This window comes from Marinomonas epiphytica (genome assembly GCF_054780655.1).
Genome location: NZ_BAAGVX010000026.1, coordinates 609,747 through 635,008, shown reverse-complemented (window position 1 = coordinate 635,008; position 25,262 = coordinate 609,747). Strand labels below are relative to the sequence as shown.

At 44.0% G+C, this 25,262-nt stretch carries 25 protein-coding genes; 9 read left to right on the top strand and 16 right to left on the bottom strand.

Annotated elements, in window-relative coordinates; genetic code table 11:
• Window positions 1–2 precede the first annotated feature (2 nt).
• From dnaQ to ACYVGZ_RS08030, 3 genes are read right to left on the bottom strand one after another with little or no spacing between them, the layout of a single operon-like run.
• A complete protein-coding gene (dnaQ, locus tag ACYVGZ_RS08040) occupies window positions 3–710 on the bottom strand; it encodes a DNA polymerase III subunit epsilon (protein ID WP_460753703.1) in 708 nt (235 codons plus the stop codon).
• On the bottom strand, window positions 707–1,150 hold the full coding sequence (gene rnhA / locus ACYVGZ_RS08035) for a ribonuclease HI (RefSeq protein WP_460753700.1): 444 nt from the start codon (window positions 1,148–1,150) through the stop codon (window positions 707–709). Before rnhA ends, dnaQ begins: the two co-directional genes overlap by 4 nt.
• Complete coding sequence (locus tag ACYVGZ_RS08030; RefSeq protein WP_460753697.1) at window positions 1,147–1,887, bottom strand: class I SAM-dependent methyltransferase; 741 nt, start codon at window positions 1,885–1,887, stop codon at window positions 1,147–1,149. The genes rnhA and ACYVGZ_RS08030 overlap by 4 nt, the downstream gene beginning before the upstream one ends.
• Before the next feature lie 81 nt (window positions 1,888–1,968).
• On the opposite strand from ACYVGZ_RS08030, the gene gloB reads away from it, so the two are divergent.
• Both gloB and ACYVGZ_RS08020 read left to right on the top strand, forming a co-directional pair.
• On the top strand, window positions 1,969–2,742 hold the full coding sequence (gloB, locus tag ACYVGZ_RS08025) for a hydroxyacylglutathione hydrolase (protein ID WP_460753694.1): 774 nt from the start codon (window positions 1,969–1,971) through the stop codon (window positions 2,740–2,742).
• A 54-nt stretch (window positions 2,743–2,796) separates the two neighbouring features.
• The gene (locus ACYVGZ_RS08020; RefSeq protein WP_460753691.1) at window positions 2,797–4,452 is read left to right on the top strand and encodes a LysM peptidoglycan-binding domain-containing protein; all 1,656 of its coding nucleotides are present in this window, start codon (window positions 2,797–2,799) and stop codon (window positions 4,450–4,452) included.
• Between the two features lie 59 nt (window positions 4,453–4,511).
• Here the strand turns inward: ACYVGZ_RS08020 and ppnP are convergent, their stop codons facing one another.
• The 4 genes from ppnP to ACYVGZ_RS08000 form a co-directional block, all read right to left on the bottom strand.
• Window positions 4,512–4,802, bottom strand: coding sequence for a pyrimidine/purine nucleoside phosphorylase (gene ppnP, locus ACYVGZ_RS08015; RefSeq protein ID WP_460753688.1), 291 nt, complete (start codon window positions 4,800–4,802; stop codon window positions 4,512–4,514).
• 44 nt (window positions 4,803–4,846) lie between these two features.
• A complete protein-coding gene (gcvA, locus tag ACYVGZ_RS08010; RefSeq protein WP_460753748.1) occupies window positions 4,847–5,743 on the bottom strand; it encodes a transcriptional regulator GcvA in 897 nt (298 codons plus the stop codon).
• 35 nt (window positions 5,744–5,778) lie between these two features.
• Window positions 5,779–7,125 carry a DEAD/DEAH box helicase gene (locus ACYVGZ_RS08005; RefSeq protein WP_460753685.1) on the bottom strand — a complete coding sequence of 449 codons (1,347 nt, stop codon included), beginning with the start codon at window positions 7,123–7,125 and terminating at the stop codon, window positions 5,779–5,781.
• Between the two features lie 109 nt (window positions 7,126–7,234).
• Window positions 7,235–7,783, bottom strand: coding sequence for a DUF1285 domain-containing protein (locus ACYVGZ_RS08000; RefSeq protein ID WP_460753682.1), 549 nt, complete (start codon window positions 7,781–7,783; stop codon window positions 7,235–7,237).
• Between the two features lie 183 nt (window positions 7,784–7,966).
• Between ACYVGZ_RS08000 and ACYVGZ_RS07995 the strand changes: the two genes are divergently transcribed.
• Window positions 7,967–8,926, top strand: coding sequence for a methylenetetrahydrofolate reductase (locus tag ACYVGZ_RS07995; RefSeq protein WP_460753745.1), 960 nt, complete (start codon window positions 7,967–7,969; stop codon window positions 8,924–8,926).
• On the opposite strand, the gene ACYVGZ_RS07990 is transcribed toward ACYVGZ_RS07995, so the two are convergent.
• A complete protein-coding gene (locus ACYVGZ_RS07990) occupies window positions 8,919–9,923 on the bottom strand; it encodes a glycosyltransferase family 9 protein (RefSeq protein WP_460753679.1) in 1,005 nt (334 codons plus the stop codon). The genes ACYVGZ_RS07995 and ACYVGZ_RS07990 overlap by 8 nt on opposite strands.
• Before the next feature lie 103 nt (window positions 9,924–10,026).
• Between ACYVGZ_RS07990 and ACYVGZ_RS07985 the strand changes: the two genes are divergently transcribed.
• Both ACYVGZ_RS07985 and ACYVGZ_RS07980 read left to right on the top strand, forming a co-directional pair.
• Window positions 10,027–10,734, top strand: coding sequence for a 3-deoxy-D-manno-octulosonic acid kinase (locus tag ACYVGZ_RS07985; protein WP_460753676.1), 708 nt, complete (start codon window positions 10,027–10,029; stop codon window positions 10,732–10,734).
• Window positions 10,727–11,647 carry a lysophospholipid acyltransferase family protein gene (locus ACYVGZ_RS07980; RefSeq protein ID WP_460753674.1) on the top strand — a complete coding sequence of 307 codons (921 nt, stop codon included), beginning with the start codon at window positions 10,727–10,729 and terminating at the stop codon, window positions 11,645–11,647. The genes ACYVGZ_RS07985 and ACYVGZ_RS07980 overlap by 8 nt, the downstream gene beginning before the upstream one ends.
• Before the next feature lie 39 nt (window positions 11,648–11,686).
• Here ACYVGZ_RS07980 and ACYVGZ_RS07975 read toward each other — a convergent pair whose 3' ends face one another.
• The 7 genes from ACYVGZ_RS07975 to ACYVGZ_RS07945 all read right to left on the bottom strand — a co-directional run bounded on the left by ACYVGZ_RS07975 (window position 11,687) and on the right by ACYVGZ_RS07945 (window position 20,200).
• The gene (locus tag ACYVGZ_RS07975) at window positions 11,687–12,676 is read right to left on the bottom strand and encodes an LLM class flavin-dependent oxidoreductase (RefSeq protein WP_460753671.1); all 990 of its coding nucleotides are present in this window, start codon (window positions 12,674–12,676) and stop codon (window positions 11,687–11,689) included.
• 93 nt (window positions 12,677–12,769) lie between these two features.
• The gene (locus tag ACYVGZ_RS07970; RefSeq protein ID WP_460753668.1) at window positions 12,770–15,115 is read right to left on the bottom strand and encodes a fatty acid cis/trans isomerase; all 2,346 of its coding nucleotides are present in this window, start codon (window positions 15,113–15,115) and stop codon (window positions 12,770–12,772) included.
• 103 nt (window positions 15,116–15,218) lie between these two features.
• Window positions 15,219–15,812 carry a hypothetical protein gene (locus ACYVGZ_RS07965; protein WP_460753666.1) on the bottom strand — a complete coding sequence of 198 codons (594 nt, stop codon included), beginning with the start codon at window positions 15,810–15,812 and terminating at the stop codon, window positions 15,219–15,221.
• Between the two features lie 66 nt (window positions 15,813–15,878).
• Entirely contained in the window at window positions 15,879–16,259 is a 381-nt protein-coding gene (locus ACYVGZ_RS07960; RefSeq protein WP_460753662.1) for a YacL family protein, read from the bottom strand.
• A gap of 11 nt (window positions 16,260–16,270) precedes the next feature.
• Window positions 16,271–17,236, bottom strand: coding sequence for a ribosome biogenesis GTPase YlqF (gene ylqF, locus ACYVGZ_RS07955; RefSeq protein WP_460753659.1), 966 nt, complete (start codon window positions 17,234–17,236; stop codon window positions 16,271–16,273).
• Window positions 17,237–17,351: 115 nt separating this feature from the next.
• Window positions 17,352–17,933: an acyl carrier protein phosphodiesterase gene (locus ACYVGZ_RS07950; protein WP_460753656.1), complete on the bottom strand. Its 582-nt coding sequence runs from the start codon at window positions 17,931–17,933 to the stop codon at window positions 17,352–17,354.
• 17 nt (window positions 17,934–17,950) lie between these two features.
• Window positions 17,951–20,200: a putative bifunctional diguanylate cyclase/phosphodiesterase gene (locus ACYVGZ_RS07945; RefSeq protein ID WP_460753654.1), complete on the bottom strand. Its 2,250-nt coding sequence runs from the start codon at window positions 20,198–20,200 to the stop codon at window positions 17,951–17,953.
• A 122-nt stretch (window positions 20,201–20,322) separates the two neighbouring features.
• Here ACYVGZ_RS07945 and dbpA point away from each other — a divergent pair, with 122 nt between their 5' ends.
• From dbpA to guaD, 3 genes are all read left to right on the top strand, one after another.
• A complete protein-coding gene (gene dbpA / locus ACYVGZ_RS07940) occupies window positions 20,323–21,705 on the top strand; it encodes an ATP-dependent RNA helicase DbpA (protein WP_460753651.1) in 1,383 nt (460 codons plus the stop codon).
• 2 nt (window positions 21,706–21,707) lie between these two features.
• The gene (locus ACYVGZ_RS07935) at window positions 21,708–22,076 is read left to right on the top strand and encodes a VanZ family protein (protein ID WP_460753649.1); all 369 of its coding nucleotides are present in this window, start codon (window positions 21,708–21,710) and stop codon (window positions 22,074–22,076) included.
• Window positions 22,077–22,202: 126 nt separating this feature from the next.
• Window positions 22,203–23,504: a guanine deaminase gene (gene guaD, locus ACYVGZ_RS07930; protein ID WP_460753646.1), complete on the top strand. Its 1,302-nt coding sequence runs from the start codon at window positions 22,203–22,205 to the stop codon at window positions 23,502–23,504.
• Between the two features lie 46 nt (window positions 23,505–23,550).
• Here the strand turns inward: guaD and ACYVGZ_RS07925 are convergent, their stop codons facing one another.
• On the bottom strand, window positions 23,551–23,799 hold the full coding sequence (locus tag ACYVGZ_RS07925) for a hypothetical protein (protein ID WP_460753644.1): 249 nt from the start codon (window positions 23,797–23,799) through the stop codon (window positions 23,551–23,553).
• A gap of 225 nt (window positions 23,800–24,024) precedes the next feature.
• Here ACYVGZ_RS07925 and ACYVGZ_RS07920 point away from each other — a divergent pair, with 225 nt between their 5' ends.
• Entirely contained in the window at window positions 24,025–25,251 is a 1,227-nt protein-coding gene (locus ACYVGZ_RS07920; RefSeq protein WP_460753641.1) for a multidrug effflux MFS transporter, read from the top strand.
• Window positions 25,252–25,262: the final 11 nt, after the last annotated feature.

Below are 25,262 nucleotides of genomic sequence, written 5' to 3'. Positions count from 1 at the left end.
CGCTACTGTTTACGCCAAATGGCTTGGCCTGATTTTTTATCAATTAAGTCTAATCTTTCTTGGTGAGCTTGCAATTCACTTTCATTAGCACGAATGACTTTTAACATGGGCCTATCGGGAGAAAAACGTCGAATTTCCCCAGCAACTTGTTCTTGTCCATCGCCTTCTGATTGACTAACCAAACCTAGGTTTGTTTGCCCACCCGTCATAAGCAGGTAAACATCAGCTAGGATCTCAGAGTCCAACAAGGCTCCGTGTAGCTCTCGGTGCGAGTTATCGATACCGTAACGCTTACAAAGTACGTCTAGGTTATTCTTTTGCCCCGGGTGTTTTTTTCTGGCGAACACCAGACTATCAAAGATTTCACAAACCTCTGCGGTCTTAGGAAAGCCACCCAGCATGGCGAACTCATGGTCCATAAAGCCTACGTCAAAAGGAGCATTATGAATAATCAACTCCGCGCCTTTTATAAAGTCAAAAAACTCTTGCGCTACGTCTTTGAAGCGGGGCTTATCTGCTAAAAACTCATTGCTGATTCCGTGTACTTGGAAAGCTTCTTCTTCTACTTCCCGATCAGGATTCACGTAAACATGGAAGTGGCGATTGGTGAGTTTTCGGTCAACCATTTCAACACAACCAATTTCAATAATTCTATGACCTTGTTTAGGGTCTATACCTGTGGTTTCTGTATCTAGAACAACTTGTCTCATGACTTCGCTCTTAGCTCCTCAATCCCCTGGTTTGCTAACTGATCAGCAATCTCATTACCTTCAATTCCGGCGTGCCCTTTCACCCATTTCCAAGTTACTTCATGGCGCTGACATTCTTGGTCTAAGGTCTGCCAGAGGTCTTTGTTTTTAACAGGTTGCTTAGAGGCGGTCATCCAACCTTTACGCTTCCAACCGGCCAACCACTGAGTAATGCCTTTTTGAACGTAAGAAGAGTCCGTATATAAGGTCACCTCACAAGCTTCTTTCAACGCTTTTAAACCCTCTATTGCTCCCAGAAGCTCCATACGGTTATTCGTGGTATCTTGTTCCCCACCGCATAGACGTTTTTCGTGCTCACCAAAGGTTAACCACGCTCCCCAGCCACCAATACCTGGGTTGCCTTTACAGGCGCCATCAGTGTATATCACTACTTGTTTCAATTTTTCATCTCTTTTGCTGTCGGTTTACTTAAATTAGGCACTCTGACTCTTGCCCGACGCCATTTTGGTTTAACGGTTATATGATGCTTCACTTGTTTAGTAACGGTTAATACATAGACTCCCGAAAAGGGCAGTTTAAGGGGCTTCATTAGACGTTTAATCCACTGATAGCGACACCACCAACCATGACTCTTTACAGGCGGCTCATAATAAATAAATTGCCTTTTTTCTAATGTTAAGCCTGCCACTTTAAGCCAGTCTTCCAGCCTTTTATAAGAGATAAAACGCCCACACCAGGGGGCTTTTTTACGGGCAGAAAATAAGCGCCTTAGGCCCCATAAGCTCCACGGATTAAAGCCAACAATAATGAGCTTACCACTAGGCAATAAGGTCCTTGCCGCTTCACGTAAATCATCGTGTGGAGTCAAGGAAACATCGAGGGTATGGTGCAACAGATGCAGATCCACTCCGTCTGATTCTAACGGTAATTCGTTTGCACAGGCCACTACCGCATTCTCAGGCGCACCGAACTCTAACTCAGGTGCGATTAATAAACTCTGTCGAATTCGGTGATTCTGTAACACCAGCTCTTTAACCGGTGATTGAACAACCAAATAATAGCCCACGGCATGATCTAACTCGGCCTCTACCGTTGCTAGTTCTTGCGCTTTTAATCGTTCACCTAGCTCTGTTTGATACCAGCTTTGAAAGAATTGTCTTGCCTGGTCATCCAACATACAATTCACTCTCTCTTTAAATGGATATGCGTATAATACTAACTAACGCACCATTCAATTTATTATAGATTAGGGTTCTTCATGACATTACTGCCACTCCCCGCTTTTAATGACAATTATATCTGGTTAATCAAAGATAATGATAGTTCTGGTGTTTGGGTAGTAGACCCTGGCGATGCCGCCCCCGTCTTCGACTACTGCCAACAACATAGCTCTCCATTGCTTGGAATTTTGATCACACATCACCATTTTGATCACACAGGGGGTGTCGCTGAGCTGAAAAGTCACTTTGACTGCCCGGTATTCGGGCCTGCCCACCTTAAGAAATTGATCACTCATCCTGTAAAAGATGGCGACCAGATCCCCCTGTTTAATCATACTTTCCATGTTATGGCCACACCCGCCCATACCCTCGATCATCTATGCTATTACAGTGATCAGGCGCAACCTATTTTATTAAGCGGTGACACCTTATTCAAAGGAGGTTGTGGCCGTTTAATGGAAGGTACAGCAGAACAAATGCTAGACGCTTTAACAAAGCTTGCCGCTCTACCAGACCATTGCCTTGTCTATTGCACCCATGAATACACTTTAGCCAATTATCGCTTCGCCTTGTCAATTGACCCAGACAACCAGCAACTAATAACAGCCAACCAACAAGCTGAACAGTTAAGAGCTGAGCAAGCGATTACCTTACCGTCAAACATGGCGTTAGAAAAAGCCACCAACCCATTTTTACGAACTGCACAAGAAAAAATTATTTCTTTGGCAGCTCAACAACTTAACGAGCCACCGGCACAAACGCCTAAAGAAGCTTTTAGCCAAGTTAGAAGAGCAAAAGACAGTTTTAGTTGACCTGACCCGTTAGGCCATTAAAATATCCGAAATTTTTAACATATTGTGGACTCCATGAACTATCGAATTCTCGCAATCTTATTGAGTGGTCTTGTCTTATCAGGCTGTCAATCAATTGGACAACAGCCTGACCAACAAGCCTCTTTAGAGACAGAGGTAGACCTTAACACCCCTAATGAGATCGAGAACCAAGATACTTACATAGATACAATCACACCACTTGAGCCCACTTCAGAGCCAGTCACTGTGGCGGTGGAAAAACAACCAGCAAAAACTAAGCCGGTTGAGGAAAAAGTACTTCCTCCAGAAGATTTGTGGGTACGGATTCGAACCGGCTTCGAGTTCGATCTTGATATCAACCAACCACGCCTATCGTCGCAGTTGCGCTGGTTCAGCTCCCACCCTTCGTACCTAGACCGAGTTTCTAAACGTGGCGAGCGTTACTTACACTACATTGTCAGTGAGTTAGAAAAAGCGGGATTGCCTACTGAAATAGCTCTACTACCAATTGTAGAAAGCGGTTTCGATCCATTTGGTTACAGCCATGGTAGAGCTTCTGGGCCTTGGCAATTCATCCCTTCAACTGGACAAATGTATGGTCTTAACCAAACGTGGTGGTACGATGGTCGCCGCGATATTATAGGCTCTACACAAGCAGCCATTGCCTATCTTACGCGCCTGCACAGAATGTTTGACGGTAACTGGTTACATGCCCTAGCCTCCTATAACTCTGGAGAAGGCACTGTCATGCGAGCAATTCGCAAAAACAAAAAAGCCAACAAACCAACAGATTTTTGGTCATTAGACCTACCCAATGAAACAAGAGCTTATGTTCCAAAACTGCTGGCATTAGCGAAGATTGTAAAAGACCCTGAAAACTACAATTACCAAACCAAGTTCATTGCCAATAAACCTTACTTTGATGTGGTCAATATTGGTGGCCAGATTGACCTTGCCCAAGCCGCTGACATGGCAGACATCAGTATCGATGAGGTCTACTTACTTAACCCAGGTTTCAATCAATGGGCAACCGCACCTGAAGGCCCTCATAGATTATTGATCCCTGTAGACAAAGCCCAAGCTTTTCGCACCAAGTTAGCTGAAATACCACCTCAAGAGCGTGTAACTTGGGTACGTTACACGGTCAAAGCTGGCGACAACCTGCTGTCAGTTGCTAAGCACCACAACACCACAGTGAACGTTTTACAAGACGTCAACAAGATGTCCTCGACACTTATTCGTGTGGGTCAGGAGCTGATGATTCCCGTCGCCGGCAATAAAATTGAAAGCTACACCCTAAGCTCCCACCAAAGGTTGTTGGCAAAGCAATCACGAGCTCCTAGTCGAAATCGTATCAAGGTAAATCATACGGTTGCCTCAGGAGAAAGCCTTTGGGTTATCTCTAAAAAATACGGCACCGACAGCAAAACATTGGCTCGTTGGAATAACATGGGGCTGGGCGACCCACTAATGCCAGGTAAAAAGCTCGTAGTCTGGTTATCTGCAAAAAAGGACACCAACACCACTAGCCGCAGCGTGATGAAAAAAGTGGTCTACACCCTTCGTTCCGGTGACTCTTTGGCACGTGTTGCACAAAAATTCAAAGTAAGAGTTAGCGATATCAAAAAATGGAACCCCGTTGTTAGTAGCAAAAAATACGTTCAACCAGGGGATAAAGTGACCTTATTAGTCAATGTTGTTGGCGGATAATCTTCACACATAAAAAAAGGCCGAAAGGCCTTTTTTTATGTGTGCTCACTAAATGGGGTTTACTCGTAGCGACACTGGTAAGCGGTCATTTCAGCCACTTTCACCAAGAAACTCTGGTTAGCTTCAACAATAAAAGTTTCGCCTTTAGAAAAGGTTTGCCACTCTTCTGTGCCTGGCAGTTTTACCGTTAAAGCACCAGATACGATTGTCATGTATTCTTTTTGTTGAGTACCAAACTCATACTCTCCAATGGCCATAACACCCAACGTGGACACGCCCTCGGAGTTCTCTAGTGCAATGGATTTTACTTGGTCGTCAAAGTAACTGTTAACTTGTAAAGAAGTGGTCATATCGTATGATCTCGAAAATAGTAAAACATTTACGTTACAACAAGTTAATCCGATTTTCCACCGACCATTTGCTCAATAATCCACTCTTTGAAGGCTTGCATGGGTGGGGTTAACGCACGTCGCTTTTCATACACTAAATAGAAAGAACGATCCGTAATTAAGTGTTCATCAAAAAGCACCTGTAAAGTGCCCGCTGCGATCTCGGGCTGCACTAGTTCAGGGTCCGATAAGGCAATCCCCAACCCTTGTGCGGCAGCGCCTGCGGTCAATGAGCCACTTGAAAACATTAAACCCCGACGAAACAGAGTGGGGTCAAGATCGTGTTGTCGAATCCAATCGTGCCATTCATCTTTACGCTTAGTGACATGCAGCAAGGGGTAAAAGCGCATGTCTTCTGGCTCATTGATTGGCAGGTCCGACTTGATGAGCTTAGGATTACACACTGGCGCAAGGCGGGCCGAACGCAAAAAGTGACTGTCTACTCCTTGCCACACCCCATTACCAAAATACACCGCCATATCGATGTTATCTGCGGCAAAATTGGTTAACGCGGTAGAAGAGTGAATTTCTATTTCAATATCGGGGTAACGAGCTTGAAAGCTCTCCATGCGCGGCATTAGCCAACGAGTTAAAAAGGCTGGAGGAACAGCCAAACGCAAAGAGCCAGATTGCTGCTTACTCTTAAGCTCTGAGGTCGCACTTTCTAACTGTTCAAAGATACGTTTAATGGGTCCTAGATAGAACTCTCCCGCTTCCGTTAAAATGACTTTTCGTTTAGTCCTACGAAATAGCTCGATCCCTAAAAAGCTTTCCAGCCCTTTAATTTGATGGCTAATCGCAGAAGGTGTCACAGACAGCTCTTGAGCAGCTTTATTAAAGCTGCCATGACGAGCGGCTGATTCAAAACACTTTAACGAATTAAGCGGCGGTAAACGATTAATGATGTTTTCTCCGAAAAAAAATGATCGAAATAAACTTACTCTTCATCACCTAAGTTGGTTGGCTTAGTTGATTTTCTTGGCGGCAATTTAAAGGCGTCAAAGCCATCTTGACGACCTTCATGAAATACAGGTTTCGCTCTACCTTTACGAGCATTTTTGCGTTCAGTGGGCGCGACTTGTTTTTTTGCCGTTGTCTTTTTATTGGCTTTAGGTTTGTGCTTGGGTTTAGCCAACCCTTTAAAACTTGGCTCTAAACCTGATATGACTTTAGTCTCAAATGTTTTTTGCAACAAGCTTTCAATGGCTTTAAAGTTTTGCCAATCTTTCGGCCCCACCAAAGAAAAGGCATCGCCTTTAAAACCAGCACGACCTGTACGACCGGTACGATGAATAAATTCTTCCGACTGTTTTGGCAAATCAAAATTAAACACGTGAGAAACATTGGCAATGTCCAGACCTCTGGAAGCCACATCAGTACTCACCAAAATCTGAAACTTGCCTTTCGCAAAACTTTCCATCGCCTTGTTACGAGCCCCCTGAGTCAAGTTACCACTGAGGGCTTGAGTTGTCAGTCCCCATGTTTCAAGCAAACTGGCCAGACGCACGGTATCTTGCTTGGTCGCGGTGAAGACAATCGCTTGCTTGATGGTTTGTTCGGTTAACAAATGCTTTAAAACAGCTTCTTTATGGTCAAGATGGTCACATAGGTATACATGCTGTTGTATGTCTTGATGGGTCTCAAAACCTTGCCCTACGGCCACACGGCTAGGTTCTTTCAAAATTTCTTGAGCCAAACCGTTAACTTGGGCGTCATCCAAGGTAGCCGAGAAAAATAATGTTTGGCGTAAACGATGATCTGCTGCCTCATTGATGGCTCGTAGAGCTTCTGCAAAGCCCAAATCTAACATGCGATCTGCTTCATCTAGAATAAGCAATTCTAGGCCTTCAAGGTACAAATTACGTTGTTTTAAGTGATCCACTAAGCGCCCAGGAGTGGCAACAACAACATGAGGGTCTTTCTGCAGCTGTTTATGCTGATCATTAAAGTTTTCCCCCCCTTGAATTAAAATAGAAGTTAGCTTTGAACCAGCCAATAGCAACCTTAATTGCCCAAACACTTGCTTAGCAAGTTCTCTAGTCGGCACTAACACCACAACTCTAGGGTCACGTTTCGATAACGCGCGTTTTTTATACAGCCTATGCACTGCTGGAAGAAGATAAGCTAGGGTTTTTCCAGAACCGGTTTTCGATGATGCCAATAAATCACGGCCAATCATGGCCTCAGGAATAGCGCGGGCCTGAATTTCAGTTGCCTGAGCAAATCCCAAGTGACCAATAGATTTTAAAATACGGTTATCAAAACCAAACTCTTCGAATAACAAGCAGCTGCCCCTCAATGTGTTTTTCTGCATTAATGAAATATGACTGTATTATACCTTAGAGATTGCCTTTCGTATGCGAAAATAAATCGATCTGGTAGTTTTCAGGCGCTTATTCCTCAACTAATAGTATGTAGCTTTTCCCATTACTGACCAATCCCATCCCCTTATTGCCCGAGGCGCCTTGTACTGGCACCAGTAGTTCGGCCAGTGCGTAGAATACTGGGCGGTTCAATAAGGCTTTCATACCATAGCGCATGGATATATAGGGCTTTTCTTGGCCATCTTGCTCGGCCATCCAGATGTCACAATCCACGCCAAGCTGTTTCACATCTTCAGTGCCGCTAAAGAACACTAAAATAGGTCCTTGGTCAGAATCACGCCATTCAAAATGCGTCATTAAAAAAGGCGCATCTTCCACTTGAATTCGTACTTTCTCAACCGGTGTCACAAGAAAATATTCACCCTCTTCATGCCAGAGAATACGACTAAACATGGTCACCATGGATTGGCGCTCAATTTTTTCGCCTTGGTGAATCCAGTCACCATTAGCTTTAATGGTTAAGTCCATGTCACCGCAAAATGGTGGTTTCCAAGTATGCACAGGTGGCAAGGCTAGGCTTTTATCACTTGGTAAAGCAGTCAGATCGATGTTTTGCATTATTCTGTGTTCCTTTAAGCATTAACACGCTTCACAGTTTATCAAAATTAATTCATGTTGAAGTTAATGATCTTGAATATAGTTCACTGATAGAATAACCATCAACAGCATGATTATAAAAAGTGAACAAGTTTGGCAATATTAAACCCAACTTGCACTGCAGTAGAATTAGAGTATGACAAGATGACTTCCAAACTGGCAACAAAATTTAAAGACGCAAGCCGAGGTGTTTACTTTATCGGTACGACTCCACCAAAATCCTCCATTGGTGAAGAGCAACTCACTGAAATCAGCCAAAAACTACTAAACCGCCTCGCAAATATCGATGTTGACGGCTTGATAGTCTATGACATTCAGGACGAAAGCAGCCGAATTGATAAGCCGCGCCCATTCCCGTACATGGAAACCCATGACCCTAGAGCTTGGTCTCAACGCCTCAATCAGACTTCCAACTTACCTGTCATTACATATAAATCTGTGTCTTCACGCAGCGCCGATGAATTTAATGAGTGGTTGACGGAAGCTTGGCAAGCTTACGGCATTAAAGACCTAGTATTGGTAGGTTCCCCTTCTTCCACTGGGGACATTAAGCTGCCATTACCACAAGCATACACCTGTTTGACAGAAAGCCCGTTAGAGTTCAATCTTGGTGGCGTAACCATTGCAGAACGCCATGCTAAAAAAGGTGACGAGCATTTACGACTCGCTAAAAAATCGGCGGCTGGCTGTGATTTCTTTGTTTCGCAAGCCGTTTACAATCCGCAAGCAACAGCGGACCTAATCAGTCAATATGCTCGGGAATGTAAAGAGCGTGGCGAAACACCAAAGCGCATTATTTTAACCTTTACTCCTTGCGGCAGTGCCAAAACTCTTGAATTCATGGAATGGTTAGGAATATCCGTACCCAATGCCACTAAGCATCGTATTTTAGATGCTAAGAACCCTTTATCTGAGTCCGTTAAAATATGCCGTAGTGCTTTAGAGCAAATCATAGAAACGGCTCTACCACTTGGGGTTCCTTTGGGCTTAAACATTGAAAGCCTAACCAACCGAAAAGAAGAAATAGACGCATCAATTCGTTTATACAAATTACTCAAGGCCACTCTCGACTTAAAACTGGCCGAGCAAGAACTGACTAAATAAATCGATCTAATTGCGCTAACACAGCTTCTTTGGAAATCAACTGCATGGCCTTTGGGTCATGCACTCTTGCTGCCCAGGGCAGTTCTGAGACAGGTTTAGCGTATTCTTTTTCAGCCAGCTCATCGTAGACACTTACCACTTTGTCTAAATCTTTATAGGGACCTGTTCTACGTGGGTTCGAGTGAGCGTATAAGCCTATCACGGGCACGTCCAATAAAGTGGCTAAATGCACTGGACCAGTATCAGGACTCACCACTAATTTGGCTCCTTTTATAACATGACACAGGTCGTTCACACTGGTCTTACCCACTAAATTGATGAGTTCAAAGCCTTGCACTAATTGCTCCGCCAAGGCCACCTCTTGCGAACTTGGCCCCCCCGTTAGCACAACCTGATGGCCTTTGGAAGTTAACTGATCAATCACTGCTCTATAACCATCCAAGGTCCAGTTGCGTTCCGCTTTTGATGCACTGGGATTAATCACAAAATACGTGTTTGGTAAATCTAAAGAAGTTGGGGCTAATTCAAGCTGACAAGGAGTATGCACAGTGTCCACACCGAGTTTAGCGGTTATAGACAAAAAAGAGTCTAGGACATGCATACCTTTAGGCTCTTCGGCCAGCTCATTGACAAACCAGTGTTGCTTTTCCCGGGAATGAGTCAGCGCAAAGCCAATGCGTCGCTTTGCTCTGAGCATCTTGGTCAATAAACTTGCTCGCAGTGACCACTGTAAATGCAGCAACACATCAAAGCGAACACTTTTAAGTTGCTTACGTATGGCTAGCATACCCGTCAATCCGGTTTTTTTATCGTACTCTATCACTTCAATATTGGGCATTAAACGAACTAAATTTGCCTCTAATGGCCCGCAGATCCAAGTAATTTGCGCATTAGGATAACGCTTCTCCAGAGCCTGTACGACCAACATCGCATGACAGACATCTCCCAACGCAGATAAACGTACGATAGCAATACGCTGTAACTTTTCTTCTAACATCTTCATCTCAAAGGCTGTTTCTAAACTGGGAGTATTATAGAATAGCCCTTTAACAAAGTGTCGTCTTTATTAGCGATTATCGAAAACCAGCGCAAAGTTCAGCATGCCAAACCTTATTCAAACAAAAAACAGCTTACTTATTGTCTGCGAGCCAAGTTTAGCGATTAGCCAAGAGTGGTTCGAGCCTGACTACTGGCAGGCTCAAAATGCCCTTGCTGGCACAGGACAAGGGCGAGGTGCTGTTTGGTTTGTGAATTCAGCTAAAGGTCAGTACGTTATTCGGCGATATCGACGCGGCGGCCTGATTGCGAAATTCAACAAACAATATTTTGTTTATTCTGGCATTCGTCATACCCGCCCTTGGCTGGAGCTCTCCTTGTTAGAAACCATGAGAGAGCTCAATCTACCGGTACCAAAGCCTATTGCAGGATTGGTTCGTTGCCACTTGGGGTGCTACCAAGCTTCTTTAGTGACTCAAACTATCGCGAATGCTCAAGACCTGTTTGACCTTCTCAAGCATGGGCAAAGCGCCACGGTCGATTGGTATAAATTAGGTACTTTAATACAACGTTTTCATCAACATGGCATTTACCACTCTGACTTGAATTGCCACAACATCATGCTTGATGCAGACGGGCAATTCTGGCTAATTGATTTTGATAAGTGTGACCAACGCACCTACGATAAAAGCTGGGCCAATGACAATATTGAGAGACTCAAAAGGTCCTTAGATAAAGAGTCTGACAAACACACACATTTTCATTATACCGAACAACAATGGCAAACCTTTTTGGAGGGGTATCTTGGCTAAAAGCAGTACATTAGATAAAAGCATACGCCACTTTCTTGCGCCCAAGCACTGGCCTAGCTGGTTATTTATGGGCATCGCATACTTACTCAGCTTTTTACCTTGGCAAGCTTTGCAGGGGTTAGGTAAATGGCTTGGCCGTATCCTTTATCTGCTGGCGCCACGCCGACGCCGTATTTGTGACACAAACTTTAAAATTTGCTACCCGCAAATGACGGCTCTAGAACGCCAACAGCTTACCAAAGAGCACTTTGAGAGCATGGGCAAGGGTGTGCTAGAAATGTTTTCATCTTGGTTTCGCGACAGTGAGAGATTCGCAAAACGTATATCCAATGAAGGCCAAGACGTCATTGACGATGTATTATCCCGAGGCCGAGGCTGCATACTTATTAGTGGGCATTTTTCTTCGTTAGACATTTGTGGGAGCCAAGTGCCTCGCTTTGTGGATGTACAGCCGATTTATAAGTTACAACGTAATCCCGTGATGAACTGGGTAATGGAGCGTTCCCGCAAAAAGCTTTTCTCAAAAACCATTGAACGCTCAAATATGCGAGAAGTACTCAAATCCCTGAAGAAAAACAAAGCAGTTTGGTACGCGGTGGATCAAGACTATGGCCGACAAGACTCTGTATTTGCTCCATTTTATGGTCGCCAATGCGCCACTATTGCTCACATTGGTCGCATTGCAAAAATGACGAATGCGCCAGTTGTTTTGTACGATTACAGCCGAACTAAAGCAGGCTACCACTTGGCATTTTCAGAAGTAAAAGACTTCCCTACTGGTGACGATGTGGAAAATGCCACTATTATGAACAAACTCATGGAAAATGTGATCGAGCCGAAAAAAGAACAATACTTTTGGACGCACCGCCGCTTTAAAACTCAGCCTGTTGAAGGCGACCCTTCACCCTATTAACCTAACAGGGCTTACGGCTTAAGCTGTAAGCCCACTTCTCTAGTTTATTTCTTGCATTAACTGCCCCAAGAGTTTCACAGATTCTAGTCGTTTAGCCCCATCATGGATGGGCATAGAAACAATAAGTTCATCAACCTGGGTCTGTTCTAAAAAGCGTTCCAACTTAAACTTAACAGATGCTTTAGACCCTACTAGGGCATATTGTAGAGTATGCTCAACTATGTGCTTTTCACTTGGCGACCATATGGATTCCATCGACTCTACGGGCTTTGGAAATGGGCGATTATAACCACGGCGCAAATTGATAAACTGTTGTTGAGAGGAAGTAAATAAGAATTGCGCCTCCTCGTCGGTCTGCGCCACGACCGCCATTACCCCTGCCATCGCTCTTGATTTGGGCATGGCCTCACTGGGTTCGAAATAACGACGATACAAGGTTAAGGCTTGCAGCAATTGATCTGGCGCGAAATGGGAAGCAAAGGAATAAGGTAAAGACATTTGTGCGGCCAGTTGGGCACTGAATAAACTGGAGCCCAGCATCCAAAGGGGCACATTGGTCCCTTTACCAGGAATCGCTAACACCTCTTGCCCCGTACCTGATGACAGCAGATTCTGTAACAACTTAACATCACTCGGGTACTGATCAACCGATTCATGCATATTGCGTCTTAGCGCTCTGGCCGTCTGCATATCTGTGCCGGGAGCACGCCCTAGCCCCAAATCCACTCGGTTTGGGTAAAGTTCTGCGAGGGTACCAAATTGTTCTGCAATGACCAAAGGAGAATGGTTGGGCAGCATAATGCCACCTGAACCAATACGAATTTTACTGGTTGCTGCACCAATATGAGAAAGTAATACGGCTGTCGCCGAGCTCGCTACCGCCGCCATTCCATGATGCTCTGCTAACCAATAGCGTAAGAAACCACTTTGCTCAGCGGCTTGAGCCATATTTCGACTCATTGTTAACGCCTGAGCAACCGATTGCTGCTCGGCAATAGGGGCCAAATCCAATAGTGAAAGCGGTAGCATATTGATATCCTTAGTAAATCATTATCTCACTATCTAGGTACGCCTTTTAGGATTTAAAGTCGTAAAAAGCGCAATAAATAAGCACCCTTTGGTTTAGCGATTTTCTAATCGGTTATAGTCTAAAATCCCACTTTCTCTTGGAAAGTCAGTCTGATTTAAGCGCGCCACCTCGTCGCTTACCCACCAAAAATTAGGATGAGTTCGACGAATGCCATATAGATCAATCCAACTCTGGTAATCTTCAACAGTTGATATGGTTTTTAAATGCTCGGCCCACTGTGTTAATTCATGTTCTTCGACTTGCATAAAGGCATTGGGGTAGTCCCCCACCACACCTTTCGCGAGAGTAACACCGTCTTCTTCTGGTAGCCGAGTAGAAGCCTCATTGAGCAAACTTGAAATATTGGCATGCCCCATATTATGCAACACACTAAACAGTTCAAAAGGCTCACCCTGTCGAGTCACTAGTACCACCATGGTGTTAGGCAGGTACTGGAAACTTACTTGTTGCAAATCTTGCAAACTGAGTAAAGCGTCAAGGTCTTCTGCTTTTAAGCGGGTCTGCTGCATATCTCTTTCGTGATTCAGCACTTTGTTAAGATGCTGGGCGAGCATTTGATACAGCTCACTTTGTTTACGCTCGGTGTGATAGTGTACTTTTGACTCGCTTTTAATTCGAATATAGTCACTGAAAACATAGTCTTTAATGAACTGGTTGGCGTCTCGATACCAGTATTGATGTACTTTTCTACGCTCTTCTTTTGGCAGTAACAGTAAAAAATTGGCTTCCCCTTCCATACGTAAAAAGTCCATATACAAGCGAGTAACCAACTGATGCCCAATATTTCCGTAAACATCAAACCCCGCCACCAGCAAATAATGGATTCGCTCTAACAATGGATAATCAATTAACCAAGCCGTTTTCGGCTCTTGACCGACCATACCTTTTAACACAGTGGCGTTGTCAAAATGACGGAACACGGTCAGTACCGCATTATCGTTGGTATCGTAACCGTCCCAGACAATATTCAAGTCTAAATCAACCGAGTGGTTGGCACTTTCCTCTACCAGCTTAGCCTTAGCCGCTAAATACGATTTTTGTTGTTCTGCAAAGACCAACCAAGAAGTAATACCTAGAGTATTACTAGAGCTCTGAGCAGGCATTTCTAGGTGCTGTTGCTGACCTTCAAGGAAATCTGCAACACTTTCATGGTACTGGGTATCAGGGTCGACAAAGTACACCCAAAAATGATCGTTAATCACATTAACGGCCACTTGACCACGACACACAGGGCCTTTGATAAACGCCATAATGGTGTTTTGTGCATGATCTAGTAAGAATCGATAACGACCATCTGCTGGTAATTGCGCAAAGGCTTTAAAAGGATTGGTAGCCACTTTGGGCTGGTAACCTGGATCAGTCAACACATCATAATCTTGATCATAGAAATAGCTAAGCCAGCGCAAATAACGTGCTTCATCAAGCTGCATTGGTATGTGGTTTTTCTGCACTTTAGACTCAGGGTCTAACCATAAGCGATAATAGACTCTATCCACTTTAGGGTCATCATAGGGCCTTCTCGTGGCGATCTGGTCTATCTGTTTTCCTGGAGGGGTTGTAGATCGCACGAGTTTGAAGCGATACGCTTCGCCATCATCAAGATACAAACTGTATAAATAAATATGTTCGTAGATATAACGCGCAACAAGCCTGTCTTTTAAGGTGTTGCCATTTAATCTGGCTTCCCATTTTCTCACTTTTTCAGCCAGGTCAGCCGGCACGGTTAAAGGAGCTGGCATTTTGCCTCCTTTAGCTAACCAACGACTTAATATATTAAACTCTTCGTTTGTTAACTCAGGCAAACCATATGGCATACCGCCATGAGGGGTGCTGGATTCGTAGTCGCCGTATTCTTCAATGGTACTGCACTGCTGATCCCGAGCGAGAGAGAAATCGTATTCATCCGATAGAACAGCTTGTTCAAATGGACCTTGCTGCTTTCGCAACGCAACGGCACGATACAACAAACTGCTTTGTAGATTTGCAGCTGGCGACTGCTGACGTTCGTTCAGGACAGGGTGAAAACCTTTTGCTCGCCATTGTTCTGTAGAGGTCTCATCGATAAATAAACGCGAAGGAGTGGAAGCAAGTAGACGTGTCCCATCGTAAACTAAGTCTTTTGAGCCACCTCTTTCAATGCCTGCCGGCGCTGTCAGTTTCAATTGGCAAGGAGCATCATAGCAAGCATGACAAGAGATACAACGACTCTCTAAAATTGGCTTCACTTGTTCATCGTAAAACTCATCATCATGAGGTTGGCTCGTAACGCGATTCTCAACATTTTCTTCACCAAATTGATTATTTAAATGCTGACTAGCAATCAAAGCACACCCTGTGAGCATTAGAATACCAGTAATGAGCAACAACCATTTACGCATGTTAAATCCATTTTTGTTAAAGAGACGATGTTCCCATTATAGGAAGTCAGGGCGCTAAAAACAAAAAACGCCCCGTAGGGCGTTTTGAGAAGTTAAAAAGATATTAAGCTTCCGTTTCATCGTCTGGGTATTGTTCAGACAATTCATAAGCGTCATCGCCCATATCGTCATTCGCCATAATCAGGGCTTCTTCATAAGAACCGCCAAATTCAATACGAGTGATGTCATATAGGTCGTATTCAAAGGTTTCGTCAAACCAGCGGGCATCTGAGCCAATTTCTTCTAACTCATAGGTTACTGCGTCGGCTTTGATGACTCGACCTATCTCACAACTGTCTGGCTCAATTTCTTCCCGGTGTAAAGTCACCAGGCCATATTCATCACTGATATCAATAAGCATTACGGCAAGGTCGTCAAGATCCACCTCTGGATTGACTACCTCTTCACCACGTAAAGCCAGCACTTTTTTCTGGAAGTCATTAAAAGGGGCTGGATGAGCAAAATCGCTAATGTCTTCTAAAAATAAAACCTGATAACCATTGATGTGCACCCCCTCATCGACGAGTTGCAGTAATACCATTTCTTCATTGGCATCCACCACAAAGCCATCAGACCAATTATCTGGTCCATCTAGGTCTTCACGAAAAATACGAACAACATTTTTTCGGGTACGGGCTTTTTCCAATTCGATGAGCATAACAGCATCCTAAAAGCATCAAAAATAAAACAGTGCTAGTGTAAACTTAGCCAGCACAAGGCACAACTACTGTTGCACTTCAAACCAGCTTTCTACCATATTTATCATGTCTTCAAGCCCACACTCGGCTTGCACCCCTTCCGTAGAGGTTCTATAAAAGCTATCTTGTGAATCAAACATTGCTTTAATTTCGTCTTCCGCTGCGGCCATATCCACTTTACGTGTAACCACGACACCCTCTTCACTCACCAAGACATCAAACGGGCCATGAGCGAAATTTGTCGTCTCTTTATCACTCATCGCAAGGCGTGCAGCCGATAACACTCTCTGGGTTGTCTCTAAATCCGTGACATATTCTGTGATCCAATCGGCGATGGCAGAAAAGTCATATCCTGCATATATACGGTAACCATTTACTTCCTGATCAAAGGCAATTTCATAATCCATGGCCTAAAACCTCACTCTTCAGTCTTCATTTTCTTCTGTTGTTGCGAAGCCTGCTGCTGTCGTTGAGGGACGGCAGCCGCCAGTTTCGCAAGTCGTTTCGCTTCTTTTTCCGCTTTGGCTTCTTCTACCTTAATTTCTTCGGCAGCGATCATTGCGGGGGTTTCCATGACATACTGTCCGATGGCGCCGGTCCTGACATCATTCAAAAACACTTCAGCCGCCTTATGCATGTCTACTTTGCCGCCAGAGCGTAAAGCACCTCGTTTTGAACCGATCACTTTAAGGACTTCAAAGGCATCTTCTGACATCGTTTTCAGTTTATAGCGGGTTGTCAGCAAGGAAGTATAGTCCTTCATGAAGAATTCAAGCCCTACCAAAGCGACTTCTTCATAATCAATAGCCGTGTCTCTAACCGCGCCTGTCACAGCTAAACGGTAGCTTGCGTCTGGATTTTCAATTTTAGGCCATAGAATGCCGGGGGTATCTAATAGTTGAAAGCCATGACTTACTTTTAGCTTCTGCTGGGACTTGGTCACCGCGGGTTCGTCGCCAACTTTCGCTACTCTGCGGCCTAATAAAGCATTCATTAGGCTGGATTTCCCTACGTTAGGGATGCCAGCAATCATAGCTCGGATGGGCTTTTCTGCGCTTCCTCGATGAGGCACCATTTGAGCAACCCACTGGCTAATTTTGGCAACGTCAGACTTATCTTGTGTTGAGAAAGGGTGCGCCATTACTGTGTCATTACCTTGCCAATGCTCTAGCCAAAGCTTAACAACTTGCTTGTCAGCTAAGTCTTTTTTATTAAGCAGGCGTAAGACAGGCACGTCTTCACGTAATGTGTTTAACATGGGGTTTTGGCTGGAATCAGGAATTCTTGCATCTAGCACTTCGATAACGATATCCACTTGCGTCATCACTTCGGCGATTTCTCGCCGCGCTTTGTTCATGTGCCCAGGAAACCATTGAACGCTCACCCTTGTACCTCTCTATAATACTCTGTTTGGCGGCTGCGGAGTCTAACATAAGTCCCATTGAGGTCGGCAGCAATATTCGAAATATTCTTACTGATCACCATTGTCTAGGGCTTAATTAGCGCTGCAATTGATACTTTTGCCCTATAAACGTTAACAAGTCAGGATATAAGTGTAGGAAAACCTCTTCACCTTGAGCAAGTATTTGCTCTATCTCATCAATAAAGCTTTGTAAGTGATGACCGTGCCTCCAGCGCCTCATGATCGACAAGATGGCATTCTCTACCCCCTGCTGAGTGCCCAGGTCTGGCAGCCAATTACGCTCAGTTAATGAACCAATCATGCTTTGTAAGCGTGGTGGGCAACGTGCCTTGTCCGCCTGCAACCCAGCTAGGGCTTGTTCACAAAATACTGTTAGGGGAACATGACTAAATTCCTGCCAATGTTGAATAAGCCAATAATCCATCACAATATCTTGAACAATACCTGCAAAGCGTCGCCGACCTTTACGAGGAAACTCACGAAAAGACAAACTGGCTGGGTGAGCATCCACCATCACATCCACTTGCTGATGCAATAGCCATCCTTCATGTAAGTCTTGATCCAATTGTTCTGGGCGAACTGGAAAGTCTCCTAACAAGTTTCCTGCCCAGGAAGTATTGGTTAAATAGGCAACATGTAGGTGAGAAAAATAATTCATCTGATGGCTATTGCCTATTACTGCTTTTGTTCGGATAGGGCTTGAATCATAGGATCTTTTAGCATACTTCCAGCCCCAAGAGCCTTGCTGAATAAAAAACCTTGGCCAATGTCACAGCCTAAAGCTTTTAATTTGTCCAATTGCTCGGTATCAACGATGCCTTCCGCCACGACGGTTAAATTTAAACCGTGACCAAGCTCGATAATCCCTTTTGTTAGCGCTTCGTAGTTTGGATCTTGCACGATGTCACGCACAAAAACCTGATCAATTTTCACACTATTAAAAGGTAAATCCTTTAAATAACTAAGACTAGAATAGCCTGTACCAAAGTCATCTAACGAGAGTTTAATTCCCAGTTGACTGATCTGTTTCAGCAATTGCGCGCAGCTTTCTGGGTCTTCTATTAATATGGATTCGGTCACCTCAATTTCCAATAAACTGGTTGGCACTTTGTATTGATCTAACAATGACAACAGCTGGGACAGAAAATCGGGGCGTTTGAATTGCTCAACCGAGCAATTGATAGCCACTGGCGGCACATTTATCCCTTGTTTTTGCCACTCTATTATGTGGCGAAAGGTCTGCTCGAATACCCATTTCCCAAGGGGAAGTATCAAACCTGAACGTTCTGCAATGGGAATAAATTCAGCTGGCGAAATCACACCGAGCTCGTCATCCTGCCAACGCAATAAGGCTTCCATGCCTACACAAACTTCTGTCTCTAGGTCTACTTTAGGCTGAAAGCGTAATACCAAAGAGTTGCTTTCGATGGCCTTACGCAAACGCGTTTCGATAAGAGCATTTTGGACAATACGTTTACCCATCTGGGTATCATAAAAATGATAGGCCCCGCGACCTTTTTGTTTCGCTACATTAAGCGCCATATCCGCATTTTTAATCAAGGTTTTGCCGTCTTTGCCAAAGTCTGGGGATGTGGCAACCCCAATTGAACAACCAATGTTAAGGCGTCTACTATCAACAAAATAACTCACGCTTAACTCACTAATTAATTCTTCTAGCAAGGCGTTGAGCCAGCTTTTTCGTTTATCTGGAGTAAGAGGCAAGACCACCAAAAATTCATCGCCTCCTTGTCGGCCTAATAAATACTGGTCAGGCAATAAGCCTGCAAGACGTGACGCCACTTTCGCCAGCAGCCTATCACCAGCGTCATGACCAAAGGCTTCATTAATGGTTCTAAAATGATCTAGGTCGATCAGGCAAACGGCAACAGAGGGGGTGAATTCATTGACTTTACTTAATTGATTTTCGAGTTGCCGCAGGACTTCATTACGGCTCATTAGCCCAGTCACATCATCGGTTTGAATGTGGCTATTCAGTGAGCTTAATACTCTCTGATAGCTCGACGACAAATGCCACATATAACCCACTAAGCCAACGCCAAATAAAGCAAAAACCAGAACAGGTAAAAGAACAAAGAACCAATTAACAAGGGCATTTTGCGAATTACGATAGCGGGTTTCAAGTTGCCAAACTTGATCACCAATCTGTACCTCACTTGTTAAGACAGAACTTACTGACCAAAAATCTAAGATATTTGCCCCAGTATCCAACAACACCTTACGGTCATCATCGATGGGATACAGGCGATAAGCAATCTTAACTCCCTTCGGGTCGAGCGTTTTATACATCTTGGGAAAGGTGATTCCCACTCCCACCAGATCAACATTATTAAGCTGAGCACTTTTAGACAAAGAAGAGGTTAAAGGCTGAACAAGCCATAATTGACTGGGTATTTCACCTATCTCCTGCATACTGCTTAATAGAACCTGAGCCTTATCTAGTTTTTTTCCAAGCTTACTTTCCCTATTAAAGTAATGCTCTACACTCGCTTTAAGATCCGCCGTTTCCAATTTAGTAAAATCACCACTGTAGACATTAAAAGACCATTTATCTGATATGGGAGAAGACGCTTGAAGAGGATTTTTCAATGCCCCTAAAAATGCTCTTGGGGATGAATCAACCTGGTCTAATAACTTTTGGCTAAAACTCTGAAAACGTTCTCGGTTAAGGTGCCCTTGGTGCGATGCAATGAAAGCGGCAAGAGATGCCAAATACGAATAGTTAGAAGCCATTTCACTTTCAATCTTATGGCTCAATTCTAAATTGAATGCCTCTTGCTGTTTCTTAAAAGTATCTATTTGTTGAAAGTACAAAAAAGCACTAAGCCCAAGACCTAGAAAACAAGCAATGACAAAAACCGATACTGAGATCAGCTTGTTTTTAGAATGACGATTTGAAAATGGCATAATGATTCAACTTAATTCCTTTTGCGAGCTATAAACTAGCATGAAATTTAAAACAAAGCTCCGCGCTGAGTGTGCTTTTCTGTTATCATTCAAACATTCATGTTAACTCATACAGGCCTACCGTGACCCAGTTCCAGCACCAGCTTAACAAGCCTCTACCAAGCAAGCTAACCGCCCTTCTTTCAGACATGGGGTTTAGTGCATTTACACCTATTCAGGCACAGAGCCTGCCACCTATGATGGATGGCAAAGATATCCTAGCTCAAGCGCAAACAGGCAGCGGCAAAACCTTGGCCTTTGCGATTGGCATTTTGCTAAAAATTAACCCTCGTTATTTTGGCGTGCAGGCACTGGTCATGTGCCCGACTCGAGAATTAGCCGATCAAGTCTCCAAAGAAATACGCAAAGTAGCGCGCTTCCTTGAAAACATTAAGGTATTGAGCCTTTGTGGCGGCATGCCGTTTGGTCCGCAAATTGGCTCTTTGGAACATGGTGCTCATATTGTTGTGGGTACGCCAGGCCGCCTTATGGAGCATTTACGAAAAGGGACCTTACGCCTTAACGCCCTTGAAACTCTCGTATTAGATGAAGCTGATCGAATGTTAGATATGGGCTTCATTGACTCGATTCGTGAGCTAGTGGAACTTACCCCTAAGAGCCGTCAAACACTGCTTTTCTCTGCAACCTACGCACCCACAATCGCCGAGATAAGTGCAGAGTTTCAAAAACAGCCTGTTAACATTAAAGTTGCTGAGCAAGAGGATTTAAACCCCAACATTGAGCAATATTTCGTACAGGCAGAGAAAGCAGACAAGGCTGAACGCACTTTAGCCGTGCTGTCGCATTTTGAACCCAAGCAAGCAATCATTTTCTGTAACACAAAAGCAGAGTCTCAGGCAGTTGCAGACTTTTTAGATGATCACAAAGTTGCGGCCCAAGCCATTAATGGTGATTTAGAGCAAAAACAGAGAGACCAGGTTCTGGTTCGTTTCAGCAACCAAAGTAGCTGTGTGTTAGTCGCGACCGATGTCGCTGCACGAGGTATCGATGTAAAAGAAGTGGATCTGGTAATCAATTATGACACCACTCGCGACATTGATGTTCATACCCACCGAATTGGTCGCACTGGACGCGCTGGTGCAGCCGGTACAGCCGTGAACTTAGTGGGAAGCCGTGAAGACTACAAGGTTAAAGAAATTGAAGAGCGCTTTGATATAAAAGCTCATTACATTGAGCTACAAGCTGCCCATGCTGGTTATCGTCTCACCCCGCAAATGACGACCTTGGCGTTCGATGCTGGCCGCAAGAACAAACTTAGACCAGGTGACATTTTAGGCGCATTAACCGCAGGCCTAGGACTTGATAAAGCACAAGTGGGTAAGATTGATATTTTTGATTTCCATGCTTATGTTTCGATCGACAACCAAGTTGCTAAAAAGACAGTAAAAGCCTTAGAAAACAAAAAAATTAAAGGTCGAAATATTCGCGCCAGAATCCTTCGTTGATTATGTTGCAGTCCATCGTTCTAAAATTGGCTTCATTTAGATTACAGTTCATCGGTTTCATTCTCGGTGGACTGATAATCAGCTGGGCCACCTTGTCTCCAATGGAAGCACTTCCGGCTGCCCCAGGCTCAGATAAACTTCACCATATTATTGGTTTTGGTGGCTGGGCCCTAATGTGTGCATTTGGACCCAGCCGCTCATTCTACTTTTTTGCTTGCTGCATATTTCTTTGGGGTGGCGCGATTGAACTCATACAGCCCAATGTAAATAGATATGGGGAATGGTTAGACTTTTGGGCTGATGGCCTAGGTGTGCTCTTGGCCCTGTTATTGCATTTTTTCACTCTACGCGTTTTTTCTAACCAGAGATAACACTAGTGCTTTCCCTCGACAAGGTCGGTTAACTAGTGAAAGCTCACGAATAAACTGATAATATTGAACCAATTGGTCAGCTTTTGATTACTGACTGCCTAGTTATTTTCCTATTAGAGGCGCAAAATGAGTTCACTCAAAGCTTGGCGTGCCGCCATAGTTCACTGTATTGCAGATCCTAACGAAGTTGGTATTGAAGCGGCCTATCAGTATTTTGAAGATGGCCTGCTAGTCATTGAAAATGAGACTATCCGTGCTCTTGGCAACACTCAAGACATTCTGCCCACATTACCTAAAGACCTCGCAATCACCCATCACCCTGATGCTGTTATTGTGCCCGGCTTTATTGACACCCATATCCACTACCCACAAACGGATATGATAGGTTCATACGGCGAACAACTGCTAACTTGGCTGAATACCTACACCTTCCCAGAGGAAGGTAAGTTCCATGATAAAGCCCACGCTAAAGACGTCTCAGAGCGTTTCTTACAAGAATTACTTCGCAATGGAACGACCACCGCACTGGTATTTGGCACAGTGCATAAAGTATCGGTCGAGGCTTTCTTTGAGACTTGTGAAGCCTATAACCTACGGATGATTTGCGGCAAGGTAATGATGGACCGAAACGCTCCTGATTTCTTAACAGATACACCAGAAACCAGCTACCAAGAAAGCAAAGAGCTTATCGAGGAGTGGCATAATAAAGGCCGCTTGCACTACGCTATTACTCCACGTTTTGCCCCCACCAGCAGTGACGAGCAGCTTAAATTAGCAGGCCAATTACTTAGTGAATACGATGATGTGTATCTCCACACCCATTTATCGGAAAACAAAGACGAATGCGCATGGGTGCAAGAACTTTTCCCAAACAGTAAAAACTATCTTGATGTTTATGATCAAAACCAATTACTGAGCGAACGCTCTGTTTTTGCTCACGGCATTCATTTGTGTGATCACGAATTAGATCGCTTACATGACACCGGCTCAGCGATCTCTTTTTGCCCAACCTCAAATTTATTTATTGGCAGTGGTTTATTTAACCTTAAGAAGGTTGAAGAACATAAAGTGAACATTGGCTTTGGCACCGATGTAGGCGGTGGGACCAGTTTTTCCATGCTACAAACCATGAACGAAGCTTATAAAGTCATTCAGCTGCAAAATGAGAACCTCAGCCCAATCAAGTCTCTCTATTTATCGACTTTAGGCGGGGCTAAAGCACTTCGTTTGGAGGATAAAATTGGTAATCTAGCCGTCGGCTCCGAAGCGGATTTTGTGATTCTAGACAAAAAAGCAACACCACTTTTAACTTCGCGATTAGCCTTAAGTAAAACAATTGAAGAAACGCTATTTGTCTTTATGACGCTTGGAGACGATAGAGCCATCGCTGAAACCTACTCAGCAGGAGTATGTGTTCATACACGTTAAAAACCGATGATATAGATCAATAACTCCTGCTCTTTTGTGGGAGTTATTAATGGTGTGTTCTTGGTCCGTATTGCACGATCTCTTTGCCATTATCAAATACATCTTGAGTTACCCAACGCCCTAGTACCAGTTGTTGTTTGTCATCTAATACCGCAACGAATGGGCGCCCATTCGAGTTATTAGTAGCTAGCGCAACCCCTGAAGCATTTTTTAAACCAAACCCACCTGCTTCAACTTGCAGAATAAATGCCTCAAGCTCTTCTAAACTTGTAATTACTTCGTCATCGTTAATCATGTTAACTGCTTCACCATGCGTTAATTAAAAGGGCTAAGTTATAGGAGAGAAAAACAAAAATCAAAGTCTCTCTTGTTGAAACGCCACTTCTGATAAAGCTTTCATGATTTATGCATATATATACGTTCTTATTCAGTATGAAGAGAGTATAATGCGCCACAAAATTACATAACCTTACATGTTCAGGTAGTGATATTCGGTCACCATACCTGCCAAGGAGCCTTTATGGACAAACATGCCAATCATTCGACAGGGATATCTTCCACTGAATTTACCATTCTCGTCGCTTCATTAATGTCGATCGTTGCCATCTCAATTGATGCCTTATTACCTGCTTTAGGAATTATTGGCAAAGAGCTGAATGCTACGTCGGCCAACCAGCCTCAGTTACTGATTAGTATGCTGTTTTTCGGCATGGCACTCGGTCAACTCATTTGTGGACCTCTATCCGATGCCTTAGGACGCCGCCCCATACTATTTAGCGGTTTTGCCCTGTACCTAGTGGGTACGTTGTTGTGCTATCAAGCCGACACATTGAGTTCACTAATGGTGGGGCGCTTCATTCAAGGGTTAGGCGTTGCAGGGCCTTATATTTCAGCAGTGTCTTTGGTGCGTGATTTGTTTAAAGGTGCTCAAATGGCACGCATTATGTCCCTAGTTATGATGATTTTTGTACTCGTACCTGCCATTGCTCCAACGCTTGGTCAGGGAATTCTATTAGTATCTGACTGGCGCGGTATTTTCGAGCTATACCTAGTTTACGCAGCCATTTTAATACTTTGGGTTAGCTTCCGATTAAAAGAAACACTGCCAAAAGGAAAACGTATTCCTTTTAGTAAAAAAGGTTTTATGGATGGCTTTAAAGAGGTACTTACTCATAGGATTACAGCCAGCTATACCGTTTGCATGGGACTATTCTTTGGCAGCTTTATTGGCTATTTGAACTCTTCTCAACAGATTTTTCAGGTGCAATTTGAAGCTGGTAATATGTTTTCTGTGTATTTTGGTATCCTAGCGCTCTTTTTAGGTTTTGCTTCCTTAGTAAACTCAAAGATTGTGGAAAAAAGAGGTCCGAAAGTCATTACTTTCCGAGCCATCTTAGCGGTGGTGATTAGCTCTGCGGTATTCTTATCCTTGCACGCTTTTGTTGCTATTAGCTTATGGATGTTTCTAACTTACGCCGCCTTGTTATTTTTCTGCTTCGGTTTGTTATTTGGTAATGTAAATGCCTTAGCGATGGAACCAATGGGACACATTGCGGGAATCGCCTCTGCGGTTATTGGCTCTGTCTCTTCAATAATGTCGATGGCTATTGGTACGACCATTGGACAACTTTATAACAACACGCTAATCCCTATTGCAGGAGGCTTTTTTCTAATGGGCTTACTTGCGTTATGCATTATTTTTTGGGCTGAGAAAAAGCCAACAGAAGCAACTATTCAAGCCGCTTAGACAGCGGCTTG

Coding starts and splice junctions, on each gene's coding strand:
- ACYVGZ_RS08030 (WP_460753697.1), bottom strand. CDS start 1,887: ATGTTGGATGACCAGGCAAGACAATTCTTTCAAAGCTGGTATCAAACA.
- guaD (WP_460753646.1), top strand. CDS start 22,203: ATGAGTTCACTCAAAGCTTGGCGTGCCGCCATAGTTCACTGTATTGCA.
- ACYVGZ_RS07925 (WP_460753644.1), bottom strand. CDS start 23,799: ATGATTAACGATGACGAAGTAATTACAAGTTTAGAAGAGCTTGAGGCA.
- ACYVGZ_RS07950 (WP_460753656.1), bottom strand. CDS start 17,933: ATGAATTATTTTTCTCACCTACATGTTGCCTATTTAACCAATACTTCC.
- dnaQ (WP_460753703.1), bottom strand. CDS start 710: ATGAGACAAGTTGTTCTAGATACAGAAACCACAGGTATAGACCCTAAA.
- ACYVGZ_RS08000 (WP_460753682.1), bottom strand. CDS start 7,783: ATGCAAAACATCGATCTGACTGCTTTACCAAGTGATAAAAGCCTAGCC.
- ppnP (WP_460753688.1), bottom strand. CDS start 4,802: ATGACCACTTCTTTACAAGTTAACAGTTACTTTGACGACCAAGTAAAA.
- ACYVGZ_RS08020 (WP_460753691.1), top strand. CDS start 2,797: ATGAACTATCGAATTCTCGCAATCTTATTGAGTGGTCTTGTCTTATCA.
- ACYVGZ_RS07960 (WP_460753662.1), bottom strand. CDS start 16,259: ATGGATTATGAAATTGCCTTTGATCAGGAAGTAAATGGTTACCGTATA.
- ACYVGZ_RS07995 (WP_460753745.1), top strand. CDS start 7,967: ATGACTTCCAAACTGGCAACAAAATTTAAAGACGCAAGCCGAGGTGTT.
- ACYVGZ_RS07990 (WP_460753679.1), bottom strand. CDS start 9,923: ATGTTAGAAGAAAAGTTACAGCGTATTGCTATCGTACGTTTATCTGCG.
- ACYVGZ_RS07970 (WP_460753668.1), bottom strand. CDS start 15,115: ATGCGTAAATGGTTGTTGCTCATTACTGGTATTCTAATGCTCACAGGG.
- gloB (WP_460753694.1), top strand. CDS start 1,969: ATGACATTACTGCCACTCCCCGCTTTTAATGACAATTATATCTGGTTA.
- ACYVGZ_RS07935 (WP_460753649.1), top strand. CDS start 21,708: ATGTTGCAGTCCATCGTTCTAAAATTGGCTTCATTTAGATTACAGTTC.
- ACYVGZ_RS07965 (WP_460753666.1), bottom strand. CDS start 15,812: ATGCTCATCGAATTGGAAAAAGCCCGTACCCGAAAAAATGTTGTTCGT.
- ACYVGZ_RS07920 (WP_460753641.1), top strand. CDS start 24,025: ATGGACAAACATGCCAATCATTCGACAGGGATATCTTCCACTGAATTT.
- ACYVGZ_RS07975 (WP_460753671.1), bottom strand. CDS start 12,676: ATGCTACCGCTTTCACTATTGGATTTGGCCCCTATTGCCGAGCAGCAA.
- ACYVGZ_RS07985 (WP_460753676.1), top strand. CDS start 10,027: ATGCCAAACCTTATTCAAACAAAAAACAGCTTACTTATTGTCTGCGAG.
- ACYVGZ_RS07945 (WP_460753654.1), bottom strand. CDS start 20,200: ATGCCATTTTCAAATCGTCATTCTAAAAACAAGCTGATCTCAGTATCG.